The sequence below is a fragment of the Streptomyces sp. NPDC048291 genome (assembly GCF_043201715.1).
Lineage (GTDB): Bacteria > Actinomycetota > Actinomycetes > Streptomycetales > Streptomycetaceae > Streptomyces.
This window is the reverse complement of the sequence record NZ_JBICZC010000006.1, coordinates 441,778-454,295: the sequence shown is the minus strand read 5'-3', so window position 1 is coordinate 454,295 and position 12,518 is coordinate 441,778. Positions and strand designations below refer to the sequence as shown.

Annotated in this window: 11 protein-coding genes; 6 read left to right on the top strand and 5 right to left on the bottom strand. The window is 72.5% G+C overall.

Annotated elements, in window-relative coordinates; all coding sequences use genetic code 11:
* The first annotated feature begins 55 nt into the window (after positions 1-55).
* The 3 genes from ACGF5O_RS18770 to ACGF5O_RS18760 all read left to right on the top strand — a co-directional run bounded on the left by ACGF5O_RS18770 (position 56) and on the right by ACGF5O_RS18760 (position 2,958).
* The gene (locus ACGF5O_RS18770; RefSeq protein ID WP_393810960.1) at positions 56-892 is read left to right on the top strand and encodes a protein kinase; all 837 of its coding nucleotides are present in this window, start codon (positions 56-58) and stop codon (positions 890-892) included.
* Positions 893-1,226: 334 nt separating this feature from the next.
* A complete protein-coding gene (locus tag ACGF5O_RS18765; protein ID WP_393810959.1) occupies positions 1,227-2,147 on the top strand; it encodes a radical SAM protein in 921 nt (306 codons plus the stop codon).
* A 7-nt stretch (positions 2,148-2,154) separates the two neighbouring features.
* Complete coding sequence (locus tag ACGF5O_RS18760) at positions 2,155-2,958, top strand: hypothetical protein (RefSeq protein ID WP_393810958.1); 804 nt, start codon at positions 2,155-2,157, stop codon at positions 2,956-2,958.
* 294 nt (positions 2,959-3,252) lie between these two features.
* On the opposite strand, the gene gndA is transcribed toward ACGF5O_RS18760, so the two are convergent.
* Both gndA and ACGF5O_RS18750 read right to left on the bottom strand, forming a co-directional pair.
* The gene (gene gndA / locus ACGF5O_RS18755; protein ID WP_393810957.1) at positions 3,253-4,692 is read right to left on the bottom strand and encodes an NADP-dependent phosphogluconate dehydrogenase; all 1,440 of its coding nucleotides are present in this window, start codon (positions 4,690-4,692) and stop codon (positions 3,253-3,255) included.
* A gap of 80 nt (positions 4,693-4,772) precedes the next feature.
* Positions 4,773-5,738 (bottom strand): zinc-binding alcohol dehydrogenase family protein, encoded by a 966-nt coding sequence (locus ACGF5O_RS18750; RefSeq protein WP_393810956.1) that lies wholly within the window; start codon positions 5,736-5,738, stop codon positions 4,773-4,775.
* 106 nt (positions 5,739-5,844) lie between these two features.
* On the opposite strand from ACGF5O_RS18750, the gene ACGF5O_RS18745 reads away from it, so the two are divergent.
* The 3 genes from ACGF5O_RS18745 to ACGF5O_RS18735 all read left to right on the top strand — a co-directional run bounded on the left by ACGF5O_RS18745 (position 5,845) and on the right by ACGF5O_RS18735 (position 8,456).
* Complete coding sequence (locus ACGF5O_RS18745) at positions 5,845-6,357, top strand: MarR family winged helix-turn-helix transcriptional regulator (RefSeq protein ID WP_393810955.1); 513 nt, start codon at positions 5,845-5,847, stop codon at positions 6,355-6,357.
* An 88-nt stretch (positions 6,358-6,445) separates the two neighbouring features.
* The gene (locus ACGF5O_RS18740) at positions 6,446-7,432 is read left to right on the top strand and encodes a peptidoglycan DD-metalloendopeptidase family protein (protein ID WP_393810954.1); all 987 of its coding nucleotides are present in this window, start codon (positions 6,446-6,448) and stop codon (positions 7,430-7,432) included.
* 76 nt (positions 7,433-7,508) lie between these two features.
* Positions 7,509-8,456 carry a glycoside hydrolase family 26 protein gene (locus ACGF5O_RS18735; RefSeq protein ID WP_393810953.1) on the top strand — a complete coding sequence of 316 codons (948 nt, stop codon included), beginning with the start codon at positions 7,509-7,511 and terminating at the stop codon, positions 8,454-8,456.
* A gap of 18 nt (positions 8,457-8,474) precedes the next feature.
* Here the strand turns inward: ACGF5O_RS18735 and ACGF5O_RS18730 are convergent, their stop codons facing one another.
* From ACGF5O_RS18730 to ACGF5O_RS18720, 3 genes are all read right to left on the bottom strand, one after another.
* On the bottom strand, positions 8,475-9,341 hold the full coding sequence (locus ACGF5O_RS18730) for an NADase-type glycan-binding domain-containing protein (RefSeq protein WP_393810952.1): 867 nt from the start codon (positions 9,339-9,341) through the stop codon (positions 8,475-8,477).
* A gap of 626 nt (positions 9,342-9,967) precedes the next feature.
* Entirely contained in the window at positions 9,968-10,528 is a 561-nt protein-coding gene (locus ACGF5O_RS18725; RefSeq protein WP_393810951.1) for a phage tail protein, read from the bottom strand.
* A 28-nt stretch (positions 10,529-10,556) separates the two neighbouring features.
* Entirely contained in the window at positions 10,557-12,518 is a 1,962-nt protein-coding gene (locus ACGF5O_RS18720) for a putative baseplate assembly protein (RefSeq protein ID WP_393810950.1), read from the bottom strand.

The window sequence follows — 12,518 nt, the reverse complement described above, 5'->3', positions numbered from 1 at the left end:
ACGCGGCCGGCCTCGACTCGTGGTCGGCCGCGTTCGCCCGGAAGGAGAACAGACGTTGCCCGGGTCACCCCCTGAACTGCCGATCGTGGTACTCGACGCGCTCGTGCCCACGTCCCAGCGCCTGGTCCTTGACCGCCGGGGCTCCATGGTGTGGGAGGTAGAAAGCCATCGAGGCCACTACGCCGTGAAAGTCGGCTACCCGATCGAGGCCACGGCCGACTGGTCCGCCCAGCCCTGGACCGCTCTCGCGCCCGCACGTGAAGGGGCCGTTCTGCTGCGCCTCGGCCTGGTCGACCTCGCGTACGGCGAGTGGGAGCACGGCACCTGGAACTTCCAGCCGTGGCACGAAGGGCCGGACCTGTACCAACTGTGGGAGCCCTGCCGCCGGCCTGGGTCGTCCATCGCACCGCACACCAGCGTGGCACTGGGATGCGTCGAGGCGCTGGCCGAACTCCACGCCAATGGCTGGGCACACGGTGACGTACAGCCCGCCCACTTCATCATCGGCCCGGAACGAACACACCTCATCGACCTCGCCCTCGCTCAGGGCGGACACGTGCCTGAGGGGTACGACTTCCCGTTCCGCGGCTGCCTCGTCCACTACGAGGCGCCGGAGATCGCACGGAGTGTGCTCGACACGGGAGAAGCCGAGCCGACGCAGGAAGCCGACGTGTACGCGCTCGGCGCCTCCCTGTTCATCTCCGCTACTGGTTGGCGGGCGATGGAGTACCCGGACGACGCTCCTCGCTCGGTACAGAGAGAGGCCGTGGCGGACGGTCGTCGCCGGCCCGTGAAGGCGCCTGGTGAGCTGGGCGAGTTGATCGACGCGATGCTCAGCCATGCGCCAGGTGACCGGCCCACCATCTACGAGGTGGGCAAGGCTCTGAGCTGATTCCGAAGCGCCGGTTCGTCGGCGCCGCTCGCACGGCTACGGCCGACAACCAAAAGACCGGACCACCCCTCAGCCTGGACAGCATTCCGGGTGGTCCGGTCGCGGAAGCCCTGATCAGGACCCCGGTGCCGATGGTACCGAGGCGGTTGGCGTGCCCGAACGTGAGTGCGGCTGCAACCCCAGCTGGGCCTCTCGGAAATCTTCCGTAACTTGCCGGACGGCGAAACCTCTTGAACTCTCGCTCCTGGCGAGCCGCACCGCGCATGGTCCGTCAGGAGCGGGGCGCGAAGACGCAGCACCTCCCATTGCAAACAACGAAACGAGAGGAAAGCGAATGACTGTCGCTGCAGAAGCGCCGATCGCCAAAGGTGCAGGCGCGCTCGGTCTGGTGTGGCTGGACCTCACCCGGAAGTGTCAACTCGCCTGTGGCCACTGCCACAACGAGTCCGGCCCGGACGGAACGCACGGCTCGATGACCACCGAGGACTGGACTCGCGTGCTCGACGAAGCTGCCGCGGCCGGCGTCCCCCGAGTGCAGTTCACCGGGGGTGAGGTCACGATGCACCCCGACGCACCGACCCTGATCGAGTGCGCGTTGAAGCTCGGTCTGGCGGTCGAGGTGTACAGCAACATGGTTCATCTGGACGAGAGTTGGTGGAGCCTCCTCCGACAGGACAACATCAGCTTGGCCACGTCGTACTACGGCCCCGAGGACGCGCACAATGCGGTCACCGGGCGGAACAGTCACGCCCGCACCCGAGCGAACATCGTGAAGGCGGTGACTGAGAGCGTCCCGCTCCGAGTGTCCGTGATCATCTCCGATCCATCCGACACCGGAGAAGAGGCGGAGCGGGAGCTGGCGGCCTTGGGGGTGCGCAACGTCCGCGTCGATCACGTCCGGCCCTTCGGACGCGGTGCGAACGGGCAGGACCCGTGCACGGATGGACTCTGCGGGCGATGCGGGGACAGGCGCGCGTCCATCGGTCCGGACGGCTCGGTCTCCCCGTGCGTGTTCTCCACGTGGCTGAGCGTGGGAAACGTCCAGGATGCTCCCCTGGGCGCTATCCTCGGCGGCCCCCAGATCGCACAGGCCAACGCGACCATTCGAGCGGGACGCGACTTCGGCGGCTCCCGCAGCTGCGGTCCGGACAGCCCATGCGGCCCGGACAACGACGACGCCCGATCCTGTACTCCCGACACCGACGACGAGTGCTCTCCGGGGACACCCGGAAGTGAGTGCACCCCGAGGAACTGAACGGACCATGGACACCGATCTCCCCGAATCCGCGATCCTCCCCCTGATCGAAGAGCACACGGGCCCCGTGAGCGCGATCCGCCGGAGCGAGCGCGGCTTCAGCTCGGATCTGACGGCCGTGGTCGACTGTGCCAGGGGTCCGTTCTTCGTCAAGGCGATGCGCAACCGGCCGGGCGGCCGGCGGGAGTCCCTCGTCAGGGAAAGGCTGATCAACGGGTACCTCGGGCACATCTCCCCGCCGCTGCTGTGGGATGTGGAGGCCAGGGACTGGTTGGTCCTGGGTTTCGATGTGGTCGACGGCCGGTCGGCCGACTTCGCGCCCGAGTCGCCTGACCTTGCCCTGGTGGTCGACGCAATCGGCGAGATCGGTCGTCTGTGCCTCCCGCAGATCGCCCAGGACTGGGCCGAGACGCGATGGGACCGGTTCACTTCGGTCAGCTCAGAGGCCGAGCTGTTCCGGGGCGACTCGCTTCTCTACACGGACATCAACCCAAGCAACTTCCTTGTGGTGAAGCGGCGAGTGTGGGCTGTCGATTGGGCCTGGCCGACCCGGGGCGCGGGGTTCATCGACCCTGCCCTCCTGGTCGTCCAGCTCATTGCGGCCGAGCACACCCCGGGCGACGCGGAGAATTGGGCGGAGCGGTTGCCCTCATGGCGTGAGGCGGCCCCTCAGGCAGTCGATGCTTTCGCTGCCGCCAACCTGCGGATGTACCGGGCCGCAGTCGACCGGAAGCCCGACGTGGACTGGCTGAAGGCCATGGTCGACGCATGCCGGGCATGGACCAAGCACAGAGGAGTCACTACGGAGTAGCGCACAAGACCGGACCACCCTCAGCCTGGACGGCAATCCGGGTGGTCCGGTCACGGAAGCCCTGACCAGGACCCGCCTCGTATGTTTCCGGCAACCCCTGCCGGCCTCAGCCACGCTGCTTCCATTCGTCACGGCCTTCGCCCCGGCCTCGACCTGGGCGCTGGCGACGCAGATGTACGGAGACGCTTTCGCGTCCTCACGTTTTTGGGGCGCGTTGCTGGCTGACGGTCCGTCGTGGTTCATCACGCAGTTCCCCGCGCCCCTTGCGGGGTGCTTTGCTTGCGGGGTGCTTGCTCAGGCCTCTGTTTCCGGGCGGTCGTCGGTTGCCCAGTGGGTGTGGAAGGCGCCGGGGCGGTCTACTCGGGCGTAGGTGTGGGCGCCGAAGTAGTCGCGTTGGCCCTGGAGGAGGGCCGCGGGGAGTCGGGGGGCGCGGAGGGTGTCGTAGTGGGAGAGGGCCGCGGAGAAGGCGGGGGCCGGGATGCCGCGGCGGGCCGCGGACGCGACCGTCTCCCGCCACGGCACCTGCGCGTCGGCGATCTCCTTCGCGAACTCCTCCTCGGCCAGCAGGCTGACGAGGTCCGGGTCGGCCCGGTAGGCCGCGCGGATCCGGTCCAGGAAGGACGCGCGGATGATGCAGCCGCCCCGCCAGATCCGGGCCACCGCGCCGAGGTCGATCTTCCAGCCGTACTCGGCGGCGGCGTCCTGGATCATCGTCCAGCCCTGGTCGTAGGCGATGACCTTCGAGGCGTACAGGGCGTGTTCGACGCGGGAGGCGAAGCGGTCGGCCTCGGTGGCGCTGAGCGGCGGGGTCGTGCCGCCGGGCAGTCCGGCGTAGGCGGCGCGCAGCGCACCCCGGCCGGAGGCGGCGCGGGCGAAGGTGGCCTGGGCGATCGCGGTGACCGGCGAGGCGAGGTCGAGGGCGGTCTGCACGGTCCAGCGCCCGGTGCCCTTCTGGCCGGCCGCGTCGGCGACGACGTCGACGAAGGGGGCGCCGGTGGCGGCGTCGACGTGGGCGAGCACGTCCGCGGTGATCTCGATGAGGTAGGAGCCGAGCCGGCCGCCGTTCCACTCCCGGAAGATGTCGGCGATCTCGGCGGGGGCGTATCCGCCGACCTGGCGGAGCAGGTCGTAGGCCTCGGCGATGAGCTGCATGTCGGCGTACTCGATGCCGTTGTGGACCATCTTCACGAAGTGCCCGGCGCCGTCGGCGCCGACGTGCGTGGCGCACGGTTCGCCGCCCACCTTGGCGCTGATGTCCTCGAACATCGGCCCGAGCACGGCGTACGACTCGGCGGAGCCGCCCGGCATGATCGACGGCCCGTGCAGGGCGCCCTCCTCGCCGCCGGAGACGCCGACGCCGACGAAGTGCAGGCCCTTCTCGCGGAGCGCGGCCTCGCGGCGGCGGGTGTCGGCGAAGTGGGCGTTGCCGCCGTCGATGACGATGTCGCCGGGTTCGAGGAGCGGCACGAACTCGTCGATGACGGCGTCGGTGGCGGCGCCCGCCTGCACCATGATCATGAGCCGGCGGGGGCGTTCGAGCGCGGCGACGAACTCGGCGGCGGTCTCGGCGCCGACGAAGTCGCCCTCGCTGCCGTACTCCTCGATCAGCGCGCGGGTGCGGGCCGGGGTGCGGTTGTGGACGGCGACCGGGTAGCCGTGCCGGGCGAAGTTCCGGGCCAGGTTGCGGCCCATCACGCCGAGGCCGGTCACGCCGATGGCTGCGGATGCGTTCACGAGGGGAACTCCGTTCTGCGGACGCGTGCTGTGCCCGGAGGTACGGGTGGACGGCGGGCGGGCGTTCAGTTCCGGGACGATCACCTGGGAGAAGTCGTGAAGACCAGGCGCCGGCCGGGCTCCGTGGGGGCGGTCCAGGCCTCCTCGACGTCGGCGAGCGGCACCGGCCGGGCGTCGGCGGTGAGGGTGCCCCGGGCCAGTTCGGTCATCAGGGACGGCAGTTCGGCGACGATGCCGCGCGCGGTGACCGAGCCCTGGCCGCTGCCCATGAGCCGCAGGTTCGCCGCGCGCAGCACGGCGGAGGGGAGGATGATCCCGGGGCCGGCCGTGGCGCCGATCTGGATCCAGTCCAGCGGGGCGCTGCGGTCGGCGCGGCGGGTGAGGACGGCCGGGAGGGCGCGCTCGGTGGGCGTGCCCCAGGTGTAGTCGAGGACGACGTCGACGTCCGCGGCGGCCTCGCCGAGCCGGGCGTCGGCCTTGTCCGGGTCCCCGGCCAGCGAGACCACGTCGGTGGCGCCGAGGCCGCCGAGCAGCTCCAGGCGCTCGGGGTCGCGGCCGGCGGCCACGATCCGGCCGGCGCCGAGGTGCCGGGCGACCTGTACGGCCATCCGGCCCGCGTTGCCGGTGGCGCCGAGGACCAGGATGCCCTGGCCGGACTCGAAGGTGATCCGGCGGCGCAGCGCCACCCAGGACGACATGGCGGGATTCATGGCCGCGGCGACGGTCACCGGGTCGGCGCCGGCGGGCAGCGGGACCGCCCGGCGCGGGTCGAGGACCGTCCGCTCGGCCATGGTGCCGGGGTCCCCGTCGTCGGCCACGAAGTACACGACCTGCCCGTCGGGCAGCCGGCCCACGCCGTCGACGCCGGGGATCAGGGGGAGGCGGCCGTCGCTGGTGTAGTGGGTGCCGGCGGCACCGGAGCGGACCCTCGGGTGCAGACCGGCGGCGATCATCTCCACCGGCAGCCTGCCCTCGCCCGGCTCGGGGGCCGGGAACTCCTCGAAGCGCGGCGGACGGTCGAACGAACGGACCACGGCGGCATGCATGGGGACTCCTCGACTCGGTTTGGTTCGTGACACCAATTAAATTAGTTCGCACCACGTACCAAGTCAAGTAGTTGGGGACGCGTACTAACACTCGTAGGATGGGGCCATGCAGAACAAGCCAACCGCCGAATCACCGGACGCGGACACCGAGGGCAGCAAAGGCATCGAGGGCGCCGAGGGCATCAAGGACGCCGAGGACATCGCGGACCTGGGGCTCGTGGACGGTCTCGCCCAGCTGTCGTTCCTCGTGCAGGGCGCGCTCGGGAAGGTCGCGGCGGAACACGGACTGTCGGTCGTCCAGCTGCGGCTGCTCGGCGTGCTGCGCGACCGCACGCCCGGCATGCAGGAACTCGCCAACCACCTCGGCCTGGACAAGTCCAGCATGACCGGCCTCGTCGACCGCGCGGAGCGCCGGGACCTGGTCCGCCGCACCCCGGCCCCGCACGACCGGCGCAGCGTCCTGGTGTCGATCACCCCGCAGGGGCAGGAGCTGGCCCGGCAGTGCCAGGCGCTCGCCGACCGGGAGCTCCGGGACCTCGCGGCCCACCTCACCGACGCCCAGCGCGCCCGGCTCTCGCTGCTCGCGAGCGCGGTGGTGAACCGGCACACCCGAATCTGAGCCGGGCCGATCATCCGAACAGGCGAAAGTCGCGCCGCCGGGCGCGTGGGGCCACCTCCCGGCCCGCCGGCCGTCAGAGGATCCGAAGATGCGAACGGATGATCTACGGCTGCTCACCGCCGCGCTGGTACTCCTCCTGACCGGCGCGTTCCTCACCACACCCGCCAAGGCGGCGGACCAGCGCCCGGCCCGCTGCGCCTTCGGTACGCGCAGCACCCCGCCGGCCACCGCGCAACAGGACGGCACCGACCGCGCCGCCGGCGGCGGCCACCGGAGCCGTCACGCCGATCGCATCGCCCGCTGGACCGCGCCCACCGTCCGCTACCGGCTCTCCGCCCGCTACGCCGCCAGGGGGCACCTCTGGAGACACCGGCACACCGGCCAGGACTTCGCCGTCGACACAGGTACGCCCGTGTACGCCGTCGGCGCCGGCCGCGTCGTGGCCGCGACCTGCGGCGACGCCTTCGGCAACCAGGTCGTGTTACGCCATCCCGACGGCTACTACACCCAGTACGCCCACCTGTCCGTCATCAACGTCCGCCGCGGCCAGCGCGTCTCGACGGGCCAGCGGATCGGCGCCGCCGGCTCCACCGGCAACGCGGACGGCCCCCACCTGCACTTCGAGGTACGGACCACCCGGCACCTGGGCTCCGAGGTCCCGCCGCTGCCGTGGCTGCGGCGGCACGGCGTGAGCGTGCCCGGAACAGCGTCCCCGGCCCATCCCCACCCGGCCCCGGGCACCCCGGTCGTCTCCGCCAGCGCGGGCAGCACGGCCGAGGCGACCGTCACGGCCGCGAGTCCGGCGCCGTCGCCGGGGCCCGTCGAGCCGTCCGCGGGGACGAGGACCGCCCCGTCGGGGCACGGCCGACCGGCGAGGCCGCACAGAAGCCCGAGGCCGCACAGGGACCCGAGGCCGCACAGGACCCCGGCGCCGCAGGCGACCCCGACGCCCCAGGGGCCTCCGGTGATGAAGCAGTGGATCCCGGCGGCGATGTGGGATCCGGCGGGACCGTGGAACCTGACGGCCCTGCGGCACCCGCCGGCCCTGCGGATGCCGTCGGGCGAACGGCCGTAGCACGCCGGGAGCGCACAGGGTAACGGTATGACCACATAGCGTGGCCCCTGTGCGCCGAGCGGCCAGACTGCCTCCCATGGCACGTCCGAGGTTCCTGTGGGTCGCCGTGCTGGCGGCCCTCCTGCTGCTGCCCGTGTCCCGGCCGGAGATCCCGCGGCCCGCCCCACCCGGGCCCTTCGGGGCGTACGTCGGGTACGGCGGGGACGGGGTACGGCGGGTGGCGGCGCTCGGGAACTGGCTGCGGGACCGGCCCCGGGTCGGGCACACCTACCTGCCCGGTGACGTGTGGCGGAACATCGAGGGCGCCCCGGACTTCGTACGGCTGTGGGCCCGTTGGCGGCAGGCCGAACCCGACCGGCTCCTCGTCCTCAACGTGCCGATGCTGGAACAGACCGAGGCCCACGTCCCGGACGCCGAGGTGCGCCGCCGGCTGCGGCTCGGGGCGGGCGGCTCGTACGACGTCCACTTCCGCACCCTGGCCCGCCGGCTGGTCTCGGTCGGCGCGCCGGACACCGTCGTCGTGCTCGGCTGGGAGATGAACGGGGACACGTACACCCACCGCTGCGGACCCGACCCCGCCGCCTGGCGGGCGTACTGGCGGCGGATCGTGACGGCCATGCGGTCGGTGCCGGGCGCCCGGTTCCGGTTCGACTTCGCGCCCAACCGGGGCCGGGACGCCGTCCCCTGGACCAGGTGCTACCCGGGGGACGGGTACGTGGACGTGCTGGGGATGGACGCGTACGACGCCCCGCGCGGGATGTCGTTCCAGGAGCAGGTCGACGAGCCGTACGGGCTGCGGGCCCAGGTCGACTTCGCCCGGGCCCACGGCAAACCGGTCTCGTACCCCGAGTGGGGGCTGTACGAGAACGGCGACGATCCGGCGTACCTGCGGGGCATGCTCGACTGGTTCGCGAGCAGCCGCCCGCTGTACCAGACGATCACCGACTACTGCCCGCACGGTGTCTGGGGCTGCCGGAGCAACCCCAGGTCCACCGCGGTGTACCGGTCCCTGATACGGGGCTAGCCCCCCTCTCCGCCGCCCCTAGGAGTTCGCGCTCGACGGACCGAAGAACTCGATCTCGGCGATGGCGACCTGGGTGCGGGCCGACGACTGGTACGACGAGTCGATCGTGAAGCGGACGGAGACGACGTCCGCGGCCCGCAGGTCGCGGGTCTGGCCGCCGGCCGCCTGGTCGAGGGTCAGTTCGCGGGTCACGGTCTTGCCGTCGGAGGTCTTGATGGTCGCCGTCAGGCGGTGCGGCAGGGCCGACTTGTTCAGCTGCTCGTTGTGGGTCGACTCGCCGGAGGTGATGACGACGTTCAGGAGCCGGACCGGCTCGTCGAAGTGCGCCTCGACCCACTCGCCCTCGCCCGCCCCGGCGATGCCCGGGCCCCACCACGTGTTGTTCAGCCTGTCGAAGAGCAGCTCCGGCTTGTGGCCTGCGTACGCGCGGGAGGCGCGGTAGCTCTCCGGGGAGACCGGGGCGCGCTTGGCGAAGTGGTCGCGGGTGGCGCTGACCGCCTTCGGCGTGTTGATCGCCAGGACCGTGACGCCGGTGAGGACGACGGCGGCGACGATCCAGGTGACGACGCGGTCGAAGGTGCGGCGCAGGCGGGGGCGGTCGCCCGCCCACGGGGTCTCTCTCCTGCGGAAGTCGAAGATGCGGCGCCACCAGGGGCGGTGGGCCGCGGGGCCGGTGTCGGGGTGGCCGGCCATGGGCATGGCGCAGCGGGTGCAGAAGTGGCGGTCGGGGCGGTTGGGGGTGGCGCACCAGGGGCAGGGGGTGCCGCCGTGGGCGCCGAGGTCCTCGCCGGGGGCGCGGACGGCGGCGGGGCGTTGGGGGGTGGGGCGGCCGGGGAGGACCGGAGCGATGGGTTGGGGGGCCGGGGTGGGGGTGGGTTCACTCACCGGGATGAGGAGGCGGCGGGCGCGTTCCTGTTCGGGGGTGGGGGTGGCGCCGCCGGGTTCGGGCTGCGGGTGAGGGGTGGGGAGGGGGGTGGTTTCGGCTGTGGGGGACGTGACGGCGGGTGGGGGCTGGTCGCGCAGTTCCCCGCGCCCCTGAAGGGGCGCTGCCGTGGGCGGCGTTGACAGGTTGCCGTGGGACTGGAGGGGCGCTGGCGTGGGCGGCGTTGACAGGTCGCCGTGGGGCTGGAAGGGCGCTGCCGTGGGCGGCGTTGACAGGTCGCCGTGGGGCTGGAAGGGCGCTGCCGTGCGCGGCGTTGACAGGTCCCCGTGGGACTGGAGGGGCGCTGCCATGGGCGGTGTTGACGGGTTGCCGTGGGGCTGAAGGGGCGGTGTTGACTGGAGGGGGGGTTCTGTCGGGGCTGTCGTTGTTGTTGCACGTGTGTCGCGCTGGGGGAGGCCGGTGCCGCCGTCTCTGCGGGTGAAGGCGTCCCAGCCGGGGTTGGGGGTCGGCGGCTGGGGGGCGGGGTCCTCGTCGGTGCCGGTCCAGCTGAGGACCGCGCCGCAGTCGTCGCAGAAGGACTTGCCCGGTTCGGCGACCTTGCCGCACTCCGTGCAGTTCCGGTTGGTCGTCATCGCTGCGGGGTCCTTTCGGCGGACGCGGTCACCTGGACCGTGTAGGGCATGTGAGCGGGGCGGGCGGCGGCCACGAGGTGTTCGAGGCGGACCTCGTCGGCCGGGGTGGGGGCCGGGAGCGTGAGATGGACGTGCAGGCCGGGGCGGGGGGTGCCGGGGAAGGCGCCGAGCGGGCGGGCGCTCCAGTCGGCGCCGCCGCTCTCCGTGATCTCCGGTGGTACGCCGAAGGCCAGCCGGACCGTCTCGGACAGGCCCCAGCAGGTGCCCCGGATGCGGTGCAGGTAGGCGGCGGCGGCCACGGCCGCGCGGAGCAGGGGCTCCGACTCCGTGCCGTCGGTCTCCGCGCCGACCCAGGTGCCGAGCCACTCCGCGAAGTCCAGCGGGGCCAGCGCCGGGTCGAAGTAACTGGGCAGGCAGTCCAGGACGTTCGGGATCGGGGCGATCACGTCGTCCAGCCCCGCGACGAAGCGCAGCGCGAGGTCGTCGTCGGCGAAGACGGCGGGGAGCATCGCGCCGATGGGGACGGACGAGCCGAGGCCGTCGATGGAACCTCTCAACGGAGGCCTCCGGTCGCGTTGTTGCCGGTCATTCGCCGATCACCCTCACCCGGTGGTCGTAGGAGAAGACCAGGGACGGGGCGTCCAGGTCGATGCGGTCGGTCGGGTCGCCGCGCTTGCCGGTGAGCGGGTCGGCGGGGTGCAGGACGACCTCGTCGACGAGTTCGATGCCGGGGACGCGTTGCAGCACCGCGAAGATCTCACCGGACTGCACCGGGCGCCCGAACGGCCAGCCCCTGCCGTCCGCGCCGCCGGTCAGCGGGTCCAGGTGGCGGTAGAGGGCGTCGTGGGCCTGGCGGCGGACCCGGTCGACGTCCACGCCGCGGAAGGCGTGCACGGTGGCGACGACCGTGACGCCCTGGTAGAAGGGCGGGCCGACCGCGAGCCGGGTGCCGATCAGCCGGCGTTCGTCCAGGTAGCGGGTGATCCGGTCCAGCAGGGCGTCGCCGGGCACGAGTTGCTCGAAGCGGAGCCGGCCGCCCGGGTCGGAGACCGCCTGGGGCACCACCAGGACCCGTACCGCGTACGAGCCGTGCTGGCCCTCCTCGCCCTCCAGGCAGGTGATCCGGGCCGTCTCGGGGGCGGCCCTGCGGGCCAGCTCCTCGTAGTCGCGCAGGGTCACCGCCCGCTCCTGGGCGCGCAGCGTGATCGGCGCGCGCACCTTCGCCTCGGCGACCGTCTCGCCGTCGACCCCGCCGCGCGCGGCCTCCCGGTTGACCACGTCCGCGACGTACGGGATGGAGGAGCGCAGGATCTGTACGGCGCCCCGGGCCACGTTGCCCTCCCGGCCGCCGCCGGTGCGGTAGCGGCGGGCCCGGATGACCGCGCCCTTCGGGGCCACCACGCCGTACTGGCGCAGCGAGCCGTCCGGTTCGCGGACCGCGGGGCCGAAGGCGATCTCGCCGGTGGTCGCGTCGAGGGTGAGGTGCCGGTCGTCCGGCCCGGAGGCCGCGAAGTGCGGGACGACCTGCCAGTCGACCCAGCCGCCCTCGCCGTCGTGTTCGGCGGTCTGCAGGAGGAGCGGCGGGTTGTCCCCGACGACGGGGGCGTGGGCGAGCCTGAGGCGCTGGCCGGGCAGGCCCGTGGACTCGCCGAGCGCCTCGTCCTCGACGGTCTCCGCGTGGACGGCGGCCGTGGTGCCGCCCACCGTGCAGGCCTCGACGAACCGGACCGTCGGGGAGGTGGTGTAGAAGGGCTGGTCGGCGTGGGGTTCGGTGACCCGGCAGCGCAGCCAGCTGGCCTCCAGGCCGCCGTTGCGGGAGAGCACGTGGCCGCCGGGGACGTGCAGCACGACCTCGCCGGGGCGGTTGAGGCCACCGGTGCCGTCCCGGTCGACCTCGCACTCCTTCCAGCCGTCCTCCGTCCACGCCTCCCACACCAGCGGGGGCTGCCGCGGGTCCACGCCGACGCCGTCGACCCGGCTGTCCAGGTCCAGGGCGACCGCGCAGTGCGGGACGGCGGCGGAGAGCCCGAGCAGCATGCAGTCACCGGGGTTCGGGGACTCGGTGAAGCACAGCAGGTCCTTGCCCTCGGCGAGCTCGTGGGTGAGGTCGACGACGGCCGCGCCGTTCTGCTGGCGCAGCAGGTGCCGCAACTCGCTGGGCACGATGGTCAGTTCGCGCTCGGTCGCGAAGACCACCGCCTCCTGCGTCTCGGTACGGCGGGTCGCCACCTCGGTGCCGACCGGCACCGGGACCGCCTCCTCCTGGGCCGCCGACAGCCAGAACGTCACCTCCGTGCGGGCGGCGGACGGCGGGAACAGCGTGATGCCGACCAGGTCCAGGAAGGCGAGGTGGTTCTTCTCCGGGACCCGGTTGAGGCGGTACACGATCTGGTCGGCCATGTGCGCGACCGTCTCCACCAGCGTGATGCCGGGGTCGGAGACGTTGTGGTCGGTCCACTCCGGGGCGCGCTGCTGGATGTAACGCTTGGCGTCGTCGACGAACTGCTGGAAGCGGCGGTCGTCGAGGTTCGGGGAGGGCAGGGCCAT